General features: G+C 38.8%; 22 protein-coding genes. 2 read left to right on the top strand and 20 right to left on the bottom strand.

The genetic code is table 11. The features are described 5' to 3' along the window. Positions 1 to 4: 4 nt before the first annotated feature. Genes MMB69_RS11390 through MMB69_RS11375 form a run of 4 tightly spaced genes read right to left on the bottom strand, consistent with a single transcriptional unit; the run spans position 5 to position 2,743 of the window. Positions 5 to 475 carry a pyridoxamine 5'-phosphate oxidase family protein gene (locus tag MMB69_RS11390; RefSeq protein WP_028413105.1) on the bottom strand — a complete coding sequence of 157 codons (471 nt, stop codon included), beginning with the start codon at positions 473 to 475 and terminating at the stop codon, positions 5 to 7. 18 nt (positions 476 to 493) lie between these two features. Continuing rightward, positions 494 to 721: a non-oxidative hydroxyarylic acid decarboxylases subunit D gene (locus MMB69_RS11385; protein WP_277447746.1), complete on the bottom strand. Its 228-nt coding sequence runs from the start codon at positions 719 to 721 to the stop codon at positions 494 to 496. A 16-nt stretch (positions 722 to 737) separates the two neighbouring features. Then, positions 738 to 2,159, bottom strand: a complete 1,422-nt coding sequence (locus tag MMB69_RS11380; RefSeq protein WP_221785009.1) for a non-oxidative hydroxyarylic acid decarboxylases subunit C — start codon at positions 2,157 to 2,159, stop codon at positions 738 to 740. 2 nt (positions 2,160 to 2,161) lie between these two features. Further along, positions 2,162 to 2,743: a non-oxidative hydroxyarylic acid decarboxylases subunit B gene (locus MMB69_RS11375; RefSeq protein ID WP_074896569.1), complete on the bottom strand. Its 582-nt coding sequence runs from the start codon at positions 2,741 to 2,743 to the stop codon at positions 2,162 to 2,164. Positions 2,744 to 2,856: 113 nt separating this feature from the next. Between MMB69_RS11375 and MMB69_RS11370 the strand changes: the two genes are divergently transcribed. After that, positions 2,857 to 3,726, top strand: coding sequence for a LysR family transcriptional regulator (locus MMB69_RS11370; protein WP_264407618.1), 870 nt, complete (start codon positions 2,857 to 2,859; stop codon positions 3,724 to 3,726). A gap of 69 nt (positions 3,727 to 3,795) precedes the next feature. On the opposite strand, the gene MMB69_RS11365 is transcribed toward MMB69_RS11370, so the two are convergent. The 4 genes from MMB69_RS11365 to MMB69_RS11350 all read right to left on the bottom strand — a co-directional run bounded on the left by MMB69_RS11365 (position 3,796) and on the right by MMB69_RS11350 (position 6,969). After that, positions 3,796 to 4,752, bottom strand: coding sequence for an AEC family transporter (locus MMB69_RS11365; protein ID WP_257041942.1), 957 nt, complete (start codon positions 4,750 to 4,752; stop codon positions 3,796 to 3,798). Positions 4,753 to 5,459: 707 nt separating this feature from the next. After that, the gene (locus tag MMB69_RS11360) at positions 5,460 to 5,864 is read right to left on the bottom strand and encodes a YkvA family protein (RefSeq protein ID WP_063247858.1); all 405 of its coding nucleotides are present in this window, start codon (positions 5,862 to 5,864) and stop codon (positions 5,460 to 5,462) included. A gap of 99 nt (positions 5,865 to 5,963) precedes the next feature. Then, positions 5,964 to 6,245, bottom strand: coding sequence for a hypothetical protein (locus tag MMB69_RS11355; protein WP_013057341.1), 282 nt, complete (start codon positions 6,243 to 6,245; stop codon positions 5,964 to 5,966). Between the two features lie 88 nt (positions 6,246 to 6,333). Continuing rightward, positions 6,334 to 6,969 (bottom strand): DUF1796 family putative cysteine peptidase, encoded by a 636-nt coding sequence (locus MMB69_RS11350; protein ID WP_277447745.1) that lies wholly within the window; start codon positions 6,967 to 6,969, stop codon positions 6,334 to 6,336. A gap of 234 nt (positions 6,970 to 7,203) precedes the next feature. On the opposite strand from MMB69_RS11350, the gene MMB69_RS11345 reads away from it, so the two are divergent. Continuing rightward, positions 7,204 to 8,208, top strand: coding sequence for an LLM class flavin-dependent oxidoreductase (locus tag MMB69_RS11345; protein ID WP_074680799.1), 1,005 nt, complete (start codon positions 7,204 to 7,206; stop codon positions 8,206 to 8,208). A 27-nt stretch (positions 8,209 to 8,235) separates the two neighbouring features. Here MMB69_RS11345 and MMB69_RS11340 read toward each other — a convergent pair whose 3' ends face one another. The 12 genes from MMB69_RS11340 to MMB69_RS11285 all read right to left on the bottom strand — a co-directional run bounded on the left by MMB69_RS11340 (position 8,236) and on the right by MMB69_RS11285 (position 21,511). Continuing rightward, positions 8,236 to 9,558: a (Fe-S)-binding protein gene (locus tag MMB69_RS11340; protein ID WP_277447744.1), complete on the bottom strand. Its 1,323-nt coding sequence runs from the start codon at positions 9,556 to 9,558 to the stop codon at positions 8,236 to 8,238. Continuing rightward, a complete protein-coding gene (gene glcD, locus MMB69_RS11335) occupies positions 9,555 to 10,967 on the bottom strand; it encodes a glycolate oxidase subunit GlcD (RefSeq protein WP_277447743.1) in 1,413 nt (470 codons plus the stop codon). The genes MMB69_RS11340 and glcD overlap by 4 nt, the downstream gene beginning before the upstream one ends. Positions 10,968 to 11,098: 131 nt before the next feature. After that, positions 11,099 to 12,211 (bottom strand): CdaR family transcriptional regulator, encoded by a 1,113-nt coding sequence (locus tag MMB69_RS11330; protein WP_208733432.1) that lies wholly within the window; start codon positions 12,209 to 12,211, stop codon positions 11,099 to 11,101. Positions 12,212 to 12,281: 70 nt separating this feature from the next. After that, the gene (locus MMB69_RS11325) at positions 12,282 to 12,854 is read right to left on the bottom strand and encodes a DJ-1/PfpI family protein (RefSeq protein WP_277447742.1); all 573 of its coding nucleotides are present in this window, start codon (positions 12,852 to 12,854) and stop codon (positions 12,282 to 12,284) included. A gap of 118 nt (positions 12,855 to 12,972) precedes the next feature. Continuing rightward, positions 12,973 to 13,305: an IDEAL domain-containing protein gene (locus MMB69_RS11320; protein WP_155660365.1), complete on the bottom strand. Its 333-nt coding sequence runs from the start codon at positions 13,303 to 13,305 to the stop codon at positions 12,973 to 12,975. 220 nt (positions 13,306 to 13,525) lie between these two features. Next, complete coding sequence (locus MMB69_RS11315; protein WP_277447741.1) at positions 13,526 to 14,959, bottom strand: GntP family permease; 1,434 nt, start codon at positions 14,957 to 14,959, stop codon at positions 13,526 to 13,528. A 34-nt stretch (positions 14,960 to 14,993) separates the two neighbouring features. Then, positions 14,994 to 16,184 (bottom strand): iron-containing alcohol dehydrogenase, encoded by a 1,191-nt coding sequence (locus MMB69_RS11310; protein WP_277447740.1) that lies wholly within the window; start codon positions 16,182 to 16,184, stop codon positions 14,994 to 14,996. 246 nt (positions 16,185 to 16,430) lie between these two features. Next, complete coding sequence (locus MMB69_RS11305) at positions 16,431 to 17,579, bottom strand: ABC transporter permease (RefSeq protein ID WP_277447739.1); 1,149 nt, start codon at positions 17,577 to 17,579, stop codon at positions 16,431 to 16,433. Between the two features lies 1 nt (position 17,580). Then, positions 17,581 to 18,687: an ABC transporter permease gene (locus MMB69_RS11300; protein WP_182421586.1), complete on the bottom strand. Its 1,107-nt coding sequence runs from the start codon at positions 18,685 to 18,687 to the stop codon at positions 17,581 to 17,583. A 19-nt stretch (positions 18,688 to 18,706) separates the two neighbouring features. Then, the gene (locus tag MMB69_RS11295; protein ID WP_043982960.1) at positions 18,707 to 19,645 is read right to left on the bottom strand and encodes an ABC transporter ATP-binding protein; all 939 of its coding nucleotides are present in this window, start codon (positions 19,643 to 19,645) and stop codon (positions 18,707 to 18,709) included. Positions 19,646 to 19,746: 101 nt separating this feature from the next. Continuing rightward, complete coding sequence (locus MMB69_RS11290; protein WP_277447738.1) at positions 19,747 to 20,868, bottom strand: sensor histidine kinase; 1,122 nt, start codon at positions 20,866 to 20,868, stop codon at positions 19,747 to 19,749. A 4-nt stretch (positions 20,869 to 20,872) separates the two neighbouring features. Next, positions 20,873 to 21,511 carry a response regulator gene (locus MMB69_RS11285; protein ID WP_277448053.1) on the bottom strand — a complete coding sequence of 213 codons (639 nt, stop codon included), beginning with the start codon at positions 21,509 to 21,511 and terminating at the stop codon, positions 20,873 to 20,875. Positions 21,512 to 21,593: the final 82 nt, after the last annotated feature.

Here is a 21,593-nt window from a genome sequence, read left to right as displayed (position 1 = left end):
ATTTTTAAGAATCGGTTTTTTCAGTAGAAAGAACAGCTGCAATTGATTGCTTCCAGCGGCTTAGTACCTGTTTGGAATCATGAAGCTGAAATTGAATTCCTGATGTTAGAACAGCATATTTTGCGTAATCTTCTTTAACAGCGGCTACTTCTCCTGTAAATAACTCATAGCCTGATAACACAGGAGCTTCTTTTTTCAGCCAAAATTTAATGTAATAAGCTTTCCCTTCAACAACTAATGTAACGGTTGCCTTATGATTCTGTATCATGTTTTTTGCAGACGTTGTACCCTTCCATACTAACAGCTTGACGCGTGAAGAGCTAATAGCTACCAGCTCTCCTGCGCTAATCATTGCTACATGAGGAAAACCCTCGGATGTCACTGTAGATAGCAACATCGCATCACGCTGTTTTCTTTCTAAGTCTTTTCCATTTAAAAATACGCGCACGGCTTTTGGCAGCTCTGCTTTATTCATTTTACTTACCGCCTTTGCTTAGTAAGATCGGGGTGGCACAGGAGGCACGTGCGTTGCCAGCGGTACGTCTTTTGGATTGGCTTTAAATGGTCGAGGGTATTTTTCAGGATTGGTGATGGTCTCAGGTTCAGAAGAACGCCAGGTAAACAAACACACGTCGCATAAATAAATTTCCCAGGCTCCTTCAACTGGTGATTTAGATACTACGTTTGCTTGTTTGGTTTCACATCTTGGACAAGTATGCATGTCGATTCCTCCTTGTTTATTTTTGCATCATATTCGTTAAGATTTTTTCCCATTTTTCAGTTTCAAGTGGTGTATCTAAAGGCTGCGAATAGTGGCCTCTTGTTTCCGGTGCAACTGGTGTTGTAGCATCCAAAATCATTTTATCTGTAATACCAGCCGGCTCAGATCCTGGATCAAGTGGCAGAACTGAAAGATTAGGCACTGTTATGACATCATGTTTTGGGTGCATTTTTGTCGATAGCGCCCACATGACTTGCGGTAAATTAAACGGATCCACATCTTCGTCTACTAAAATAACTAGCTTGCAATATCCTAATCCATGCGGCGTAGTCAATGCCCTCATACCAACCGCCTTAGCAAATCCTCCGTATCGGCTTTTCGTTGAAATGATAGCAACGAGACCATGAGTATACATCGCATTCACCGCTTCAATCTCTTCAGGATATGCTTCTTTTAGCTGCTGATATAAAGGAACGCTTGTATTGATTCCAATTAAATAATCTGTTTCTGTCCAAGGCATACCGATATATAGACTTTCAAAAATAGGATCTTTGCGATGGTATACGCGATTGATTTTGATAACAGGCATGCTTCTGCCACCGGAGTAATGACCTGTAAATTCACCAAAAGGACCCTCATACTCACGTTCACCAGCTAAGATTTCTCCCTCTAAAATTACTTCTGCTCCCCAAGGTACATCTAAATCAGAAAGCTGAGACTTCACAATTCTGTATGGCTCACCTTGAATAGCTCCTGCCATTTCATACTCTGATTGATCGTAATGAAGCGGCGTAGCGGCTGCTGTGACAATCGCAGGTTCACATCCTAAAGCAATTGATACAGGGAGGTTTTCACCTTTTTCTTCGGCTTGTTTTAAGTGAATGGCAATATCATGCTGTGGCACAGGTTGAATGCCTAGACGGTCTTTCCCTTTAACCTGCATACGATATATACCTACGTTTTGCTTGCCAAAGTTCTCCTTATCATGCTGATCACGAGAAATGACGCACGCTTTATCTAGATAATAGCCGCCGTCTCCTTGATTTAAGCGAAACAATGGCAAAAGGTCGAATAAGTTGATATCATCTTTAATTTCACACTCATGAAATGGCGCTGTTTCTTCTCTTTTTACTTTGACAGGAAATTTTTCATATCTCCGAGCAAATTCAAAGAACTGTTCTTTTACAGGAGTTGATTTAGGCAGTCCCATCATTAACGCGTGATTTGACCAGGAACCCATTACGTTTAGGGCTACCTTTGCATTGTTGTACCCATAAATATTGGTAAATAATAATCCCGGCGTTTGGTCTCCTAAATTACTGATAGCTTGACCTGCTGAACCTAAATCTGGATCAGGCTGCACTTCATCTGTAATCGTCAGTAGCTGCCCTTCTTTATGTAGCGTATTAAGGAAATCTCTAAAGTCTTTATAAGCCATGTTTATTTTCCTCCTTGTGATAAATGTTTAATTCCATTCCATCTTTTTGCCTCAGGAAGCTCAATTCCTAATTGATCTAACGTTCGAACAGCAATATGAGTGACAATATCATCAATTGTCTCAGGTTTGTTATAAAATGCCGGCATAGGAGGCACAAGGATAGCGCCCATTTTTGAAAGATCCAGCATGTTTTCTAAATGAATCGTATTCAAAGGTGTTTCTCGAGGAAGTAGCACCAGTGGCTTTCTTTCTTTTAACATCACATCTGCTGTTCTCGCTATTAAGTTATCTGCTAGTCCCATTCGAATAGATGCTAATGTTTTCATGCTGCAAGGACTTACAATCATTCCGTCTATACGGAATGAACCGCTCGAAATTTTTGCTGCTTGGTCTTGATATGAATAACAATAATCTGCTAGCGCTTCTACTTGCTGAACGCTATAAGGTGTTTCCAGCTTAATTGTGGCATGAGCCCAAGGCGACATGACTAAATGCGTTTCAACAGAAGCCTTCTTCAAAAGCTCTAAAATTCGAATACCTAAAATAGCTCCCGTGGCTCCTGTGATTCCTACAGCTATTTTCATTTCTCTTCCTCCTCTCTGCTTTGGTTACACATTTAACTTTACACTCATTTTCTATACAATTAAAATATTGATAAAGTATATAATAATACCTTTAAAGTATGGAGTTGAATACAGTGGAATTAAGACAGCTTCATTATTTTATTGTCATAGCTGAAGAATTAAATGTAACTAAAGCAGCAAAGCGCCTGCATATGGCTCAGCCTCCTTTAAGCAGACAGCTAAAACAGCTCGAAAATGAGCTCGGCCTTTTGCTTTTTGAACGAAACAATAATAAGCGCTTATTGTTAACGGCAGAAGGAGAGCTTTTTTTAAACCGAGCGAAAGAAATTGTGCAAAGGGTCGAAAAATCAGTATTGGAAGTACAGGAATGTAAAAGTATAACAAATGAAAAGCTTGAAGTCGGCTGTACGATCTACTGTGCATCAACGGTTCTCGATAAGCTAACTCTTATCCAAAAACAGTATCCAAACAGTACTTTTAATATCTATGAAAACGAACCAGCTCATTTAAACGAGTTGTTGACGGATGGAAAGATTGATGTAGCAGTCACTACTACTGACTTACCTTATAAACATGTCAAAACAAAAACACTTGCACCAGATGTTTTTGTTGTAGCCGTTCCTAAAGAAAGTGGTTATGCAAAAGAAAAGATTTCAGTCGCTGAAATTGCTTCTCTCCCTCTTATTCTTCTTCGCTCAAACCGGGAAATAAGCATATACAATCGCATTATAAAGGAATTTGAAAAGATGGGTATAACACCTAACATTTTATGCGAATGCCATGATTCAGCGATGCTTCTTAATTTAGTATGTCGTGGCCTCGGTGCTGCTATTGTTCCTTATTCGATGCTATCTTCTTTTTCACTAGAACATATTAAAATTTTAAACATAGAAGATAATCCATTTGTAATAGAACCTTTAGTTACGTGGCGTACCGACAGTTATCTTCCTAAAATCGCCCAAGAATTTTTAAAGCTTTTTTAAATATAAATGCACAAAAAAAGACTTTGCTAAAATAGCAAAGCCTTTTTTGTTCTATATCCATATATGTGATTACATTAACCAAGAAATTAACAGCGGTAATGTAACAAGTGACATAATGGCACTAAGTACGAATGCTGAAGCTGTTTCACCAGCTAAGCTGTCAAAGCGAACTGAAATCATCGCTGCTACAGCTGAACCTGGGAACGCTACTAATAATACTAATTTTACGATGTCAGCTGATGATAGACCCATTGCTGTTGCAATTCCTAACATTACAAGCGGCTGAATAGCCACTTTTAAAATCGCAATACCAAATGCCGCTGGGCTAAATTGAATTTTACGGATACCAATTGTTACCCCAACTGCGAATAGTGCCGCACCAGACGTAATTGAACCGATTTGGTCTAAGCTGCTTGAAAGTAAATCTGGAGCTTGGAATCCAAATAACACTAATACTACTGCGATTAACGGAACACAGGCTAACGGCTCAGAAAGACCATGTAAAATTGATTTAATCGTTACTTTAAATAAGCTTTCTCCTGCATCATTTTCGCTTTTTTCACGTTGTCCAACCGTACCAATAATAGTTGCTAAAGGATCAAGCATCGCGTTTACTACAATACCCGTAATGGCGATTGGAATCGCTACTACATCCGCACCAAACAAGCTACCTAATACGGGAATACCCATAAACGCAAACGTTGGCTGCGTAGAGTTTAAAGAGAACATAGACGCGCCTGTTAGTGAGTATTTGAATACATATTTTGCAACAAGTAAGAAAAGAACATAAAATCCAATAATACCAAGAACTAATGCTAATAAAAACGGCCATTTTTCAATAAGCGTTTGTTTTGATGTTGTTGTAATACCAACGAATAGATGTGCAGGTAACGCAAATTTTGTTACAAGCGTATTTAACCCTTTAGATGTTGTTGCATCAAACTTTTTAAAATACCCTGCTAAATAACCTAGCAAAATAACAAAAAAGATTGGGGTTAAAATAATAAAGATTTGACTAATTTCCATTTTTGAACACTCCATTGTTTAGATTAGAATCAATCATATAAATTTGCTTTTTTAGAAAGATAATTATTTTCTAAGGCTTGTCTATGGATATTGTTTACGTCAGGCCATTCATCTCCCCTTTTGCTAAACATCTCTACAAATATGAAGTAACGTATAATGGTTCATGAAAACGCATGGACTTTGTTTTTCTGCAATCATTTATTTACTTCGAAGCTGTTCATTTATTTAACATCAAATCACACAAAACTTGTCATACAATACAGTAACTATACAACCTTAGTAAAAACTTGTCATACAATCATGTTGTTGGCTTACTTAGGCTGAAAAAAAACACCTTCAAATGAAAGATGCTTAATCTTGTGATGAAAGAAAGCTACTTCTGATTGATGAGGAAGAATCTCTAAGAGTTTGAAACTCTCAGTTAAAAAGTTCCATAATTTCACAAAGTTTTTACAAACCGTCTTACTTATTTGTATACTGCTTTCTGTGACGAATTTATGAACATGTTTTAACTTAACATTTGTAGGGCAATTATTCAATTACATTGCTTAAAATTTTAATGAAAAAAATATTTTAATCCTGCTTTTTTTACATAAAAAGGATTAATATAGTCACAAAGACCTACATATTGACGGTTAAAAAGAAGATGATTCATCTATCACCTTCTTTTGCTCACTTAATTTAATAATTACATTTCGATCATAACGTTACTTTATTTTAGCATCAATAATGGAAAAATTGTGTTCTTCTGAAAACCACGTTTTAATTTTTTCTTTTGCTTTCAGTTTAACACCTTCATCAATGTACATGGCAACTTGAATCAATGCAAGCCCTAGAGCTCCTAAATCATCTGTAAATCCAATTCCTGCTGCGAAGTCTGGAATTAAATCTAGAGGAAGAATAAAGTAACCTAACGCTCCTATAATAACTGCTTTTGCTTTTGGCGGAATATCAGGCTTTTGCAGCGTATAGTATAAAAGCAATACGGCATAAACAACGTTTGCTCCCGCTTTTTTACCAAACTTTTTAAGCTTGTCCCAAAATTTTTCTTCCGAGTAATATTTGGCTGTTTCCTCTGTACGAACGGGTACAATTTCTTGTTTCTCTTCCATATCGATCACCCTTTCATCACCATATGTACTTATTATAAACGATTATCTCTACCGAATTCCATTGAGAGCTTAAACTCCATAAACCTGCACAAAGCAGGCTTATGAACTTTTTAATGAGTAATGCTTCATAACGATGGTAACTAAGTCATTCAGCGCTGTTTCACTTTTAGAATGATTTTCAAACTGCTGAATGAGATCCATATGTTCAAGCAGCACTTCGTAATTACCCGTCATCTTTCTCAGAACTTCATATGCGGAACTATTCAAATCCACTTGTATTTTCAAATCCTCCAGCTGTACTAGATACTCATTCCAGCGCTGGTCTTGTTCTAGCAGCAGCCATACAATTTCTTTTATCGCCTTCCGCACATTGGACTCCATCTTTTCATCTCCTTTGATACACAGATATAACAAAGTCTATGAAAAAAACGAGCTTTTTCATTCCCGTATTGAGCAAAAAGAGTTCCTTTTATTTTATAACAAGTCCGCTTAAAAGCTCTTCCCATACTTTGTCGTCGCGCAGCACATCCATTGAAAAAATAGGTGCATGTAAGACACATGTATAAGGCAAGTCCCAGTTAGCTTCGGACAAAAGTTCTTTTTCACTGTTTGTCAGCAGCAGTATATAGAAATCGTTTTTGAACATTCCCTTTAAAGTATGCTCTAATTCTTTCGCTTCTTCATACGTTCCACCCATACGAATAAACAATATACAAGAACTGGTCTCCATCGACGTTAAAAATCGCTCCGTTCTCCGCTCATACTTTTCTTTGACTTCATTATACGAAAGCCAGTTATTTTCTGTATTAATAGACGACGGAAAATCATGAGCAGAATCAATTTGATACACCTTATCACGCAGCCTAAGCGTAGAACCATCTCCGAAAGAACTTATATAGGTTAAGTGTTCATACAAAAATAAGTCTTTACAGCGATTTTTCAACAGCTGATTGACATGAGAAAGAGAAATGCTAATACACCAATCAATCACGCCGGCTTGTTTTCGCAAAGAATATTTTTTCATGTATATCCCTGGAAAACAGTTATAGCCTAAGCTATATATCATATCGTACTGCTTGCTTTTTAGTTCATTTAAAGTAACCATGTTCATCATCCCTTCTACTATAAAATATGACAGCTTTTTATAGAAAGAGGCGGCTTCTGCCTTATACCGTACAAGCTTTTTGCTTCTTGGAATCTTGTGTAACTAAAGAACAATAACGTAAAGGAAAATAACCGAAGCAAAATATTTTGGAACTCGAAAGATTATTGTTAAAATACTTGTATTCCATTGAAATAACAAGGCCTATGAAGTCTTTAAAGAAAGAAGATGAAATTGATGAGTAAAGCATTAAAAGATATTCCGATTTCCGTGTTAGATCTTTCTCCTGTAGTTGAAGGAGGAACTGTATCTGACTCACTTAGAAATACATTAGATTTAGCTCAGCACGCTGAAAAATGGGGGTATAACCGCTATTGGCTAGCTGAACATCATAATATGACAGGTATCGCAAGCTCCGCTACATCTGTTGTAATTGGTCATGTCGCTGCTGGCACGTCACGCATTCGCGTAGGCTCTGGCGGCATTATGCTTCCTAACCATTCTCCGCTTGTTATTGCTGAGCATTTTGGTACGCTTGAATCACTATTTCCAGGACGTATTGATTTAGGCTTAGGAAGAGCGCCAGGGACAGATCAGCTGACAGCGCAGGCGCTGCGACGCGACCGCAGAAGCGACGGCAGTGACTTCCCAGAACAGCTAGCTGAACTGCAGGAATACTTTAAACCTGCTTCAGAAAGTCAGATGCGTGTTAAAGCTGTTCCCGGTCAAGGTTTAAATATTCCGATTTGGCTCCTTGGCTCAAGCGGTTTTAGCGCACAGCTTTCTGCACAGCTAGGCTTGCCATTTTCATTTGCAAGTCACTTTTCGCCTAATAATACAATGACAGCTCTTAACATGTACCGTCGTTATTTTAAGCCGTCCGACGTGTTAGAGAAACCATATGCAATGTTAGGTGTAAACGTAATCGCTGCTGATACAGATAGAGAAGCTGAACGCTTGGCTACTTCTATGCAACAGCAGTTTCTAAATTTAATTCGAAACACACCGGGTAAACTAAAAGCTCCTGTGGATAATATGGATGAACTATGGACTGACTTTGAAAAAGCTTCTCTTCAACAGCAGCTGGGCTCTTCTATTGTCGGAAGTCCTGAGACGATTAAAGTCAAGCTTGAACAGTTTATTGAAGAAACAGAAGCAGATGAACTGATGATTAACGCTCAAATTTACGATCACAAAGCTCGCCTTCGTTCGTACGAAATTGTTTCTCAGCTGTTCAAATAATAAAAAGGCCGGACACGTCCGGCCTTTTTATTTGCTTTCTACTGCTTCAAGAAGTAAATCTGCAAGATGAACGGCCCTTACACTTTCTTCTACTCCTTCTCTGACTACGCCTAGCTTCATTTGAATGAGACAGCCCGGGTTTGCTGTTACAATCGTATGTGCATGGGCTTCTTTTACTTTTTCCATTTTATAATCTAAAATTTGCATAGACATCTCTTGTTCCGTTAAGTTATAAATACCCGCTGAGCCGCAGCAATGATCCGCATTTTCCATTTCATTAAACACCGTTCCGTTATTAATCGCTTGGATCAGTTTTCTCGGTGCGCTGGACGTTTTCATCACGTTTCTTAAATGACACGAATCTTGATACGTAATAATTTGACTTGGAAGCGATAACTTTTGTCTTTCTACAAACTGCTGCTGCAATAAAATCTCTGAGAAATCTTTGACTTTTGCAGAAAAGACCGCTGCTCTTTCTTTCCATTCCGGCTCATCTTTTAATAGATGATCGTATTCCACTAACAGCGCACCGCAGCCGCCTGCATTAAGAACAATATCATCCGCTTGAATAGATTCAAACGCCATAATATTTTGTTTTGCTAACTTTTTTGCCTGATCTTTTTCTCCGCCGTGCGCATGCAGGGCGCCACAGCACGTCTGCACTTCTGGTATAACGACCTTACACCCCGCTTTTTGTAAAAGTGCAATCGTCGCGTTGTTTGTTTCCATAAACATCGTGTCCATTAAACACCCTGTAAAAAAAGCAACCGTACGCTCTCTTGTTCCTTCTGCTTCAAATAAAAAAGGACGTTTCTTCATTTCTTTTTTTGTTGGCACAGGTGGAAGCGTTTTTTCCATTTGTGCTAAATTACCGGGCAGGACGTTTAATATATTTGTTTTTTGAACAGCTTTTTGCAAGCCGCTTCTTTGATAGAAAGCAAGCAGAGAATGTACATTTTTTAATCGTTCTTTATGCGGAAAAAGCTGTTCAAACACCATATGCCTGAGCGCTTTTACCGGCCATTTATGTCGTTTTTTCTGCTGAATAATATCACGCGCTTCTTCTAATAAGTGTCCGTACTTCACACCCGAAGGACAAACAGGCTCACACGCTCGGCAGCCAAGGCAAAGGTTCAATTGTTTTTCAACGGATTCATCCGGTTCAATAAGCCCATCTACAACTCCTTTCATCAAAGCAATTCTTCCGCGCGGTGACGCTGCTTCATATTGATTGGTTTGGCCATACGTCGGACAGCTCGGCAAACAAAAACCGCATCTCATACAATTCATTAACTCGTCATAATCTAACCGTTCTTTAAACGCTTGCTGAATGTCTTTTGTTGCCGTCATGAACGAACCACCACTCTTTTTCTCGTGTCTTTAGCAAAAATTTTCCCTGGATTCATAATTCCTTGCGGGTCCAAAGCATACTTAATTGCTTTCATCGCAGCTACTCCTTCTCCGCCCATCTTCAATGCTAAATACGGTGCTTTCATTTCTCCGACTCCGTGTTCACCTGTAATCGTTCCTCCAAGCTCAATGGCTTTATGAAAAATTGTTTCAAAAGCTTGTTCGACTCGGTGAAGCTCCTCTTCGTCACGCGCATCTGTTAAACAAGTCGGATGCAGATTTCCGTCTCCCGCATGACCAAACGTACAGATTTTAACGTTGTATTTTACAGCAATTTCATTAATCGCTTTGACCATTTCACTAATTTTAGACCGCGGGACGGTTGCGTCTTCTAAAATCGTCGTTGGCTTCATTCGTGCTAAAGCAGAAAGAGCTGATCTTCTTGCTGTACTTAACGCTTCTGCTTCTGCTTGCGAAGCCGCTACTTTCACCGATACAGCCTTTCCTTCGCTGCAGATGCGTGAAATCATTTCAATATCGCGCTTCACCACTTCTGGCGGGCCATCTTGTTCAATCAATAAGACAGCGTTTACATCAGTTGGAAGCCCAACTTGGGCAAAATCTTCTACTACTTCACACGTCGGCTGATCTAAAAATTCAAGCGTAGCCGGAATAATCTTATTGGCGATAATTGCTGAAACCGTCTTAGCAGCTGCGTCCATGTCTTCAAACAGCGCAAGCAGAGTTTGTTTTGTTTCAGGTATTGGAATGAGCTTTAAAATCGCTTCTGTCACGACGCCCAGCGTTCCTTCAGAACCAACAAACAAGTTCGTTAAATCGTAGCCAGCTACATCTTTAGCTAACTTGCCGCCCGTCTTTATGCAGTCGCCGTTTGCAAGAACTACTTCAAGACCAAGAACATAATCTTTTGTCACGCCATATTTTAAGCCTCGTAATCCTCCTGAACATTCATTGATGTTTCCTCCAATAGTTGATATTTTCATGGAGCTTGGATCAGGAGGATAAAATAAACCTTTTGCCTCTACAGCGTTAATTAAATCTAACGTAATAACACCCGGCTGAACGGTAACCGTTAAATTTTCTTCATCAACTTCTAAAATTTTATTCATCCGGTTAAAGGTAAGAACAATTCCTCCTTGCGTGGGACACGTTCCTGCGCTTAAATTTGTACCTGAACCTCTTGGAACAATGGGCACGTGATCTTCGTTGCATATCGTTAAAATTCTTTTCACTTGTTCTTTGTTTTCAGGCATAATAACCGCATCAGGAAGCGACTGAAAGTTAGGTGTTGCGTCATAGGAATACACGAGTCTTGCTTCACTGCTATCTTGAAAATTGGCTGATCCTACAACTTCAATGAGCTTTGCTTTTGTTCGTTCATTAAGCATAACGTTCCTCCTTATATGTATCTCTTACTCTTATTATAGTTACAGAAGCAACGAGGGACTATAGATAAAGAACTAAAAAAAAGCGCTTTAAAAACTCTTTTTTTGTATGTTTATCCAACGAAGGACGCACTTCACTCTAGTAAAGATAGCGCAAGGTAAAAAAGCGTAATACCTTTTACGCTTTTAGGATCAATATCTGTGAGCTCTTTTATTTGCTTCAAGCGGTAATGAAGCGTATTAATATGAATATGTAAATCAACTGCCGTTTTTTTTAATGATTGATCATTGGCCAAATAGCACTTCAGCGTTTCAAGCAGCTCTTTTTCTTTTAAAAGAGTGGAAAGCACTCGACTCAAGAATTCCTTTTTTACAGGTTTAGAAACGTCTTCTAAAATCATGTCCATCAGCAGCTCCTCATAAAAAACAACGGTTTGACGTTTTGAAGCCACTTTAAGCGCTTTTTTCGCTTCTTCATATGAAGCATGCAAATTAAATTGCTCCGCTGGCTTTCCTACACCAATAGTGATCATAACTTGGTTGTTTGCTTGAATGTACTGCTGACATTTTTTTAATTCTTCTTTAAATCCATGCCTTGCCTTTTCACCTACCGCCTCTTTCAGTAAAAGCAAACGATCATATCCCCAGTTTGCGATATAATCTCCGTCAGCTTTATGACTTTCAAACCAGTAGCGAATTGTTTCTTGTACCTGCTGCTGCTTATTTTTCGAAAGAGATGAATCAATTTGAAACAGCGTGCAGCAATAAGCACTGTCTGCTTGTACTCCTAAAATATGGCCTCGTTCAATAAATTCTGCATCTACCTGCTGGCTATAAATCCATTCACGAAAAAAAGCTTCCACTCCTTTATTTTCCCATTCCTTTGTTTCTATGTAATATGCCTCACGAATAATTAACTCTGTTAATCTTCGAATAATATCTGCAAAAGGCTCAACGGCTTCTGGAGTACCTGTAATGCCAATAACCCCAATAATCTCTCCTTGATAACTGATAGGCAAGTTAATACCAGGCTTAACTCCTTTTAAATCCGCTGCTTCTTTTTTGGATATATATAATTTTTGCTTTCTTTGCATCACGTTCCACGCGCCTTCGTGAAAAAAACCAACCCGTTTTTCTTCTGTTGACGCAATAATAATTCCACTTGGATCTGTTACAATTACATGTTCTTTCATCACAAGCTGCACTTCTTTTATAATTTTCTTCGAAAGTTCAGACACAAGCTGCACGTTGTTTACACCTCACCTATCATCATGTAAAAGAGCTGAAAGAATTCTTTTCTCTCAGCCCGCTTTTTTATTATGCGTTCACTTTTTCAGCTTTTTTTAGCACGTTAAAAAATTCTTTCATAAATTTAGGTAAATCTGGCCAAGCTTGTCCGGTTACTAAGTTTCTGTCTACATGAAGCGTCTGTTCAACAAATACTGCACCCGCCGCTTCTACTTCCGGACGGCAAGCAGGATACGCTGTCACTTCTCTGTCTTGCAGATACTCTCTAACCGTCGTTAACACGAGCTGACCATGACAAATAACGCCTAAAGGTTTGTTTTCTTTTAAAAAATGAGCGGCAATTTCCTGAACTTTTGTGTTCATTCGAATATATTCAGGCGCTCGTCCTCCAGGAATAATAAGTCCGTCAAAATCAGCGGGATCCACTTCATCTACAGAAGCGTGAGAATCAATTTTATATCCCGTTTTTTCTGTGAATGTTTCCATTTCTGGAAGAAAATCATGAACAACCGTTTGGAGCTTCTTTTTCACTGGAGAAGTAATGGTACACTGAATATCTTCTTCTAAACAGCGATAATACGGATAAAAAACTTCTAAAGCCTCCACGGCATCTCCTGTTAAAATCAAGACACGTTTACTCATCTTTTATCACCTTTTCTTTTAATGTCGTCATTTACTTCTTCTCGCAAGCTGCTTTCCATTCCTGCTTTTCCCCTAGGAATAATAAAAAAAGCAGGGCCTTCATTCCTTATCAGGAATGTCAGCCTTGCTTTTTATCTTGTAATCTTTTTAATTCAGCTGTTAATTCAATAAACCAAGCTTCGTCTTTCGTTAGCAGCGCGAGATCAATTAATGAAAGAATTTGCTCTTCGTGCGCCGTTTTTTGAAGGGGCAGCTTTTCTATTTTTTCATCCATCATGCCAATGGTTGTGCCGACCATTTTTTCATCATCACTTTTCACAACGTTGATTAGTGCTGCTTTTTTAGATGGATTAATCGTTTTAATATATCCGTATATAAGTTCACCGTCGCGAGACTTTCCTTTGACCCAGTCGCCTACTTTTAAATTTCCTTCAAATAGCTTCACAGTCATTCTCCTTTCTTCATAAACACGCTAAAAGTTAATGTAACAGCATATAGTATTCTAGAAAGTAGTGTAATCATAATACTTACAGTTTAGAAAGTCAAAGAATCTGTTTTAGAGCAAAAATCTTGATATACAACTAAATCACTGCAGCAATAAAAAGATCCGAACAATTCATCGTTCGGATCTTTCTTCAACGAAACTACTTTTTTCTCAACGTCTTTACTGGTTATACGAGTCCAGTTAAGCTGTAGATTCCAATAATTAAGAAACATGCAAGCGTTTTTATAATAGTGATGGCAAAAATATCTCGGTAAGACTGCTTGTGGGTTAACCCGGTAATAGCAAGCAGTGTAATAACGGCTCCGTTATGAGGAAGCGTATCCATACCGCCTGATGCCATCGCTACAACTCTATGCATAACTTCAGGAGGAATGTTGTACTGATTAATAGCTTCTACATACTTATCTCCCATCGCACTAAGCGCAATTCCCATACCTCCAGAAGCAGAGCCTGTAATACCCGCTAAAATGTTTGTCGTAACGGCTCCATTGACAAGCGGATTTGTAAAGGTATGTGAAATACCATCGCGAACGGTTGCAAAGCCAGGAAGAGATGAAATAACGCCTCCAAAGCCATACTCAGCTCCCGTGTTCATCGCAGCGAGAAGCGCTCCGCCAATACTTGCGTTAAGACCCGCTTGGAAACCGGTGGTCACTCTCTTCCAGTCATACGCAATCGTTGTGATAATTCCAATAACAAGTGCCAACTCCACTGACCAAATACCAACAACTGCGGTTAAATCTACTTTTCCGAACGCTTCAAGGCCAATTTTGGCAAAATCAAAACCGTCTGGGTACCATTTTGGAATAGAAACAGTAAAAAATTTGTTTGCCACCCCTACAAGCACAAGCGGAACAAACGCTAAAATCTGTCTTGCTACGCTAGGTTCATATTTAGGTTCTGTAGAAGGTACAGACTCTTTTTCTAGCTCTGCAGCAGCTGCTAGTTCATTATTAAACCCGTAGTAGCCTTCTCCAGCTTTTCTTGCTTTTTTGCTTCGGCTTTCTAAATACCAAAGACCTAAGCTAAAGACAATAACCGATCCGATAATCCCTAGTGTCGGAGCAGCATAGATGTCTGTTTTAAAAAAAGTCGTTGGAATAACGTTTTGAATCTGCGGTGTACCCGGAAGTGCATCCATGGTAAACGAAATAGCTCCTAATGCAATCGTTCCCGGTACTAATCGTTTTGGAATATTCGCTTCGCGGAATAAGTTAGCTGCAAACGGATAAACTGCAAACGCAACAACGAATAAACTTACGCCGCTGTAGGTTAAGATTGCTCCCATTAAAACAATCGCCAAGATCGCACGTTTAGCCCCTACGACTTTAACAATTGTTTTCGCAATCGACTCAGCGACTCCAGACATTTCAACCATCTTCCCGAAAACCGCTCCTAATAGAAAGACAGGGAAGTAGTTTTTAATAAACCCAACCATTTTCTCCATAAAAACGTTTGAGAAAAACGGGAGTGCATAGCTTGGTTCCGTTAAAATAACGGCTAGCAGCGCACAAAGTGGAGCAAACAAAATAACTGAAAATCCGCGGTAAGCAACCAGCATCAAAAGCCCCAGAGACAGCAAAATAATCAGCAAATCCATAACGTTTCCCCTTTCATCCCTTATTCAATTTGTCTTATTTTTTATAAAGTGCAGACTCAAACTCATATTCATAGCACGTGTAATAAAGCTGAATAACTTCTTCTGCCGTCGGTACGATCGGATGATTAGCAGGACTTCCGCTTTGAATCGCATCCGCTGCCATTTTCTCAACCGCCGCGTAAAACAGCTGTCGATCAATGCCCCACGATTGAAGATTAGGAATCTCTAAGTCGATACAAAGCTGCTTAATGGCTTCAATTAACACATCTGCTCCTTCTTTTTTTGTATATGATACGTTCGGAAAAAGAGCTTGTCCTATTTCACCTAAACGATCGATTGAAGCCTCTTTTGTATAGTCCAAAACCGCAGGCAGGAGCATCGCATTAGAAATACCGTGCGGCACATGGAATAACGCGCCAATAGGTCTTGACATACCGTGCACTAGCGCAACGGATGAATTTGAAAACGCCATCCCCGCAAGCATAGAAGCATAGGCCATTTCGTTCCTTGCTTGAACATTTTCTCCATTTCTGTACACAAGACGGATATTTTTCATGATTAACTCAATTGCTTGAAGCGCAAGTGAATCTGTAAAAGGATGTGCTTTTTTAGACAAATACGCTTCCACTGCATGACTGAGTGCATCAATTCCTGTAGCTGCCGTTACGTGTTTTGGACATGATAGAGTTAATAACGGATCAACAATGGCTGTATCAGGCAATAATTGAGGCCTTGCGAGCATCATTTTTACATCGTACGCCGTGTCTGTAATAACTGTCGCTTTCGTCACTTCTGAGCCGGTTCCGGCAGTCGTAGGCACCGCAATCAAAGGAAGAGGGCTACCTTGAAAATCTTGTTGATTTTGAAAATACGTTCGTAAATGCCCTTCATTAGTCATCATCACGGCAACCGCTTTCCCAGTATCGATACAGCTGCCTCCCCCTAAAGCAATAACCACATCGCACTGCTCCGTTTTGCATACGGCAAGCGCTTCATCTAGATGAATATCCGTTGGCTCTGAATTTACGCCTGTATACACGGCACAGTCCATGCCAGCTTCTGCTAAGTAACGACGGCAAGCTTCTACATTGCCTGCTTTCAGCATAACGTCATCACTTATAAGCAATGCCTTTGTCCCAAGCAGTGCAGCCTGTTCTCCAATTTTAGAAAATGATCCTTCTCCATATAAAACCGTGCGTGGTACAAGTAATTCATAAATTGCCACTGTTTTTTCCCCCTTTGTTATCTCGCTGACAATCTCTCCTTCCGTCTTTTCATGCTGACTTATGTAAGCGATTTCATTTATTTGTGCAAAAAACCAACATGAACTTCGTTTTTCTCCCCTATTTATTCTCTTTTTGTATACCCCTTTCCTCTTTCATTCTAAAATTTCATCTTATATTTTTCAATCTTTTTTTGTAACTTTTTAAAAATTACAAAAAAAGCCAGAGGTATTCTCTGACTTTACCATTTAAATAAACTTTTGAACAGTATTATTTCGATTTAATTTATAAATCGATAGCAGGAAAAAAACAAGTGCAAAAGCTAGTAAAATGCTGATATTTAACCATAGACTGCTTAAAGCGGCTCCTTGTTGAACACTTTTCAACGTGCTTAATACCCACGTTTGAGGAAGAAAATCAGCTATTTTCTGCATCACATCCGGCATAAATTCAGGAGGGAAAAAGCACCCTGACAGTAAACAAGTTGGCGTGATGATAAGCGTCTGAAGACCATTCGCTGCTTTTGAACTTTCTGTAAAAGCGATAATTACAAGCGACAAGCCGATGGCTACTAGCCCAAACAGAACTAAAATGAAAAACAGCTGCCACACGGGAATGTTCATATCTACGTGAAAAAGAGTTGTAATACAAACAAGTGTAATCATTACTTGCAAAGTTAATAAAATCATATTTGTCATAACATTAGATATCACGTATTGCCTTGCGCTAACTGGCGAAGCTAGCAGTCTAAAATACGTGCGCTGCTCTTTTTCTTTTGTGATAAGAGCCGATAGATTTACGGCAGAAAAAAGCATAAACATAATTAAATACCCAATTGTCTGCTTGACAATATTTTGATCGGTTCCTTTGTCTTCAAGGGCGTGCGTAGAGACGTGGAATGGCGCTTTTTGATAATTCTCATACATTTGTTTAAACGCAGCATCGTCGCCGCCTGCTGCTTGATTAAGCGCAGAAACATTATCAATATATTGATACAAATAAGACTTAATAAAGCCAGTTACTTCTGCTCCTTTTATTGAAGTAATCGTAATATGACCTGGTTTGTTCGCTTTGACGCTTTCAGAAAACCCTTTTTCAAAGGTAATAACAGCATCAACTTTCTTTGACGTAATTTCATGGTCCACTTCTTTGTCAGTGAGCATTTTAACATTTGTTTTATGCAGCCCTTTTAAAAACTGAACGGTGTCTTTTGTGATATCCGTTGAGTCGTGATTGACAACTCCAATATTCACCGAAGTCCCTCCTGTGTTTCCATAAATAAGAACGGACATCAAAATACCTGCAATAGGCAAACCAATAACAAGCACAAGCGTCCTTTTGTTTCTAAGCAGCATATTTCTCAGCATATTTGTGACAAGCCACATGATATTTTTCATGTTATAACCCCTCTCTTTTTCTCAAAAGCACAATGGCTGTGCCCAAGAATAAAATAGAGAAGCCTACATTCAACCCGATCACTGAAAGAGAAGCGCCGATATCATTTGTATAAATCAATTTAATAAGTCCATTATTCATCCAAGTTAAAGGTGATACATTGACGAAGCCCTCTCCAGATCCATTTTGAAAATAGGTTCCTCCTACAATACACGACACTTGAATAACAACCATAATAATTGCTCTTGACGCCGCTTCTGTCTTCGTAAGGTAGCTAACTCCTAGTCCAAAGCTAATAGCAAAAAGAATTTGAGATACTAACATTACGAGTACTAAGAGTAAATGATCTCCCCAATTCGCATCAAAAAAGTATTTAGTCGACATAATGACGACTAATACACAAATAGTGTGAACCAAAACAGTACCTAAAATTTTCCCGACAAAAATTTCAGCGGTTTTAATCGGAGCGGCTACTAATCGATTGGCCGTATTTCGCATACGCTCTCCTCTAATTAAATAACTCGCTGAGATAGATCCGTACAAAACAATCATGGTTGTCATTGAAATAGCGTAATAGTCTATTGAATTTGGCTGTTTTTGAGAATGAAGGGATGTTTCTTGAATATAGTCATGCTTAGACGCACGCAGCAGATTCTCCACTTGCTGAGGATTTACTTTTGCCACTTCCATAGCCACGTTATACTTATCCGTAAACGTGCTTAACATACCTTGCACCATGTTAAATTCAATGCTGTTTTCTTCATTTCCGTAGAGATCAATGCCTCCGTCTTTCACTTCTACATAAGCTGTATAACGCTGCTCTTTTACTTCTTTTTTTCCATCCTGATCTTTTTTCAACGCTTTAAAGTGAATGCCGGATTTTTCTGCGTTTGCAGCAAACTGCTTAAATGCGGCAGATTGTTCATTGCTCGTGTCGATTTTATAGAGAACATAGCTATCGTCTATCGTCATGTCGTTATTAAAAGCTTGAGACAAAGCTGTTCCTAAAATAAGGACAAGAGCTAGCGGAAAGAGAATCATAAAAATAAATGCACGCTTATCTCGTAGATCACTTTTCATTTCTTTCAAAGCAATTGCAATAATATTCATTCGTTATTCCTCCTTTCTTTTATAGATCTCTTAAACTGCGCCCTGTCAGCGTGAGAAAGACTGTCTCTAAATTAGGGGCTTGTTCTTTAACTGCTTTAATTTCGATATGATGCGTCATTAAATAATGAATGACTTTGTTCAAGTTATTTACTTCGGCGCTTGAATTAATTTTAATGATTCCATCTTCATACGTAACGGCTGTTACGCCTGGAATTTCTTTTAGACCGCTGCAATCTATGTCGTCTGCTTCTTTTACTTCAATCCAAATATCTTTTGTATCGGTGATAATCGCTTTCAGCTGCTCTTTTGTTCCTTCAGCAATAATTTTGCCGTGATCAATAATCGCAATCTTTGTACATACCTCTTCTACTTCTTCCATATAGTGACTCGTATAAATGATTGTGCTTCCCATTTCATTTAGCTTTTTTACAGATGTTAAAATATAGTTTCGCGACTGAGGATCAATGCCCACCGTCGGTTCATCCATTATAATAAGCTTTGGGCGATGAGCAATTGCGCATGCGATATTTAGCCTTCTTTTCATTCCTCCTGAAAAACTTTTCGGATACGCCTTTTGTTTATCCAAAAGCCCTACAAATGCTAAAGCTTCTTCCACTCGTTCGTTAAGCAGTGAGCCTCTTAATCCGTAGAGTCCTGCAAAAAACTTCACATTTTCATAGGCTGTCAAATCTTCATAAATCGCTAAGTCCTGCGGAACAATTCCGATGTTCATCTTTGCGAAATTTCGGTGTTTCTTTATATTTTTCCCAAGTACTTCAATATCGCCGCTGTTGCTTTGAAGAAGACTAGCTACCATATGAATCGTTGTGCTTTTTCCTGCTCCGTTTGTTCCTAAAAATCCAAATATATCTCCTTCTTCTACTTGTAAAGATAAATTATCTACCGCAATAAAATCTCCAAATTTCTTTGTTAATTTTTGAATGGATAATACGTTCATCATTTCACCTCTAGTGTGTTGGTATATCCTTATTTTATGAAAAAAAGGCAAACTTACGTCAGTGCATAAGTTCACCTTTTCCCCATGAGAAATCTCATTATTTACGTATGAAGTTTCTCACCTATCGGCAGCAGTGTGGTAACAGAAAATCCGTTTGTACCGTCGACAATCACCGTTCCGTTAATGGAAGCAGCGCGCTCTTCCATTCCTGCTATGCCAAGTCCTTTTTGAAACAAGTGAGCGCCTTTTCCATTGTCTTTCACTTCTACTTTAACCATTTTATTTAGTACGTGAAGCTCAATGGCAATCATCGTTGCTTCTGCATATTTCAAAGCATTCGTAATAGCTTCTGTTATATTTTCATGGATAATTTTCCACTGAAGAGGCGTGATAAGATCTAAATTCCCTTTGTATACAAGAGGCATTGCGATACTATGCTTAGCCTCAAATTCACCAATAAATAATTTAAGACGGCTGATTCCTATTTGCTCAGCGGGAGGCTTTATACTTTTTAACGTTAACCTAATTTCTTCAATGCCTTCTTTCGAAATCGTAATCGCATTTTGAAGAAGAGACAGCGCTTTTTCCTCGTCTTGCTTCATTACGTGCTTTGCTGCCTCCATTTGAATAAGCGCTCCTGTCATTGAATGACCAATCTTATCATGAATTTCCTGCGATAGTCGATTTCGCTCTTCTAATTTTGAAGCATATTGAGACTGTCTCACATACTCTTTATTTTCATTCACGTGCTTTTGCAGCTTTTGCATACTTACTCTCATTTCATCAAGCTTTTGTTCATAATTGATTGTCCGCTTTTGATAGATAGCTGCTCCTGTATAAATAAAGAAAGTAAACGCAGCAACTAACACATACAGAGCGCTACTATCAGAGGGAACAAGCATCACTGGAAGCAAAACAACAAGGAGCAGCATCCATTTTTTTATGACTAATTCTCCAATAAGCTCACAAAGGTTTAGCGGCAAAAGAAGAAAAAACAAAGGATGAAGTTCATACGCACAATATAGAATAAGGACAATTGAAAAAGCAATAAGCATGCGCTTGAACGCGCTCTTTTTCACAATAGACGCGGCGATATTAACACAGCTGTAAAGAAGCAGTGCTAACACAATAGCTGAAATCGAGTGTACATAATTAAACTGAATGTACGTAATAGCCAAAAACAGCATGAGGATGAGCTTGGTCATCATTAATCCGACTTCCATAGTCCTACTTCCCTTTACCGGTTAAATAGTAAATAGCAATTTGAGTACGGTGCTCAAGTCCCGTTTTACTTAAAATCGAACTAATATAGTTTGCTACGGTACCTTCTGAAATAAAAAGCGTTTTAGAAATTTCTTTATTTGAAAGCCCCTTGGCAATCAGCGTTATAATGCTCGTTTCACGCTCGGTAAACTGTGTCATATCCGCTTTGGACTCGCGCTCAGTTGCAGCGTTTAAACTTGATTTAATTTTATCAAGCACAACATCTTGCAGCACCGTATGTCCGTTGAACACGCTTTTGATTGCGTCTCGAATGCGCTCTGGCTCTGTATTTTTTAACAAGTAGCCTTTAGCTCCGTTTTTTACAGCATCAATAATATATTCATCGTCATCAAACGTAGTTAAAATAAGCGGCTTTGCTTTCGTTGACTCTGAAATAAGCTTTGTAGCCTCTACACCGTCCATAACAGGCATTCTTACATCTAACAGTGCAATATCGACGGAATGATTCTTGCAATATTGAACGGCTTCCTGACCATCTTTTAAAGTAGCGACAACGTCGAATTCCTCGTATGTATTTAATATAATTTTCATTCCTTCTCGAATAAACGAATTATCATCTGCAATAATAATAGTAATTTTCATTTCTTTAAGTGAGAACATCTCACTTTTTTTCACATCCTTTTTTCACACCCATCCGGATGCTTCTCATTTATTGTATCCATAA

This window comes from Priestia sp. P5 (assembly GCF_029522155.1).
In the GTDB taxonomy this organism is placed as follows: domain Bacteria; phylum Bacillota; class Bacilli; order Bacillales; family Bacillaceae_H; genus Priestia; species Priestia megaterium_E.
The sequence above is the reverse complement of the archived record's forward strand: the minus strand, read 5'-3'. Positions and strand labels throughout refer to the sequence as shown.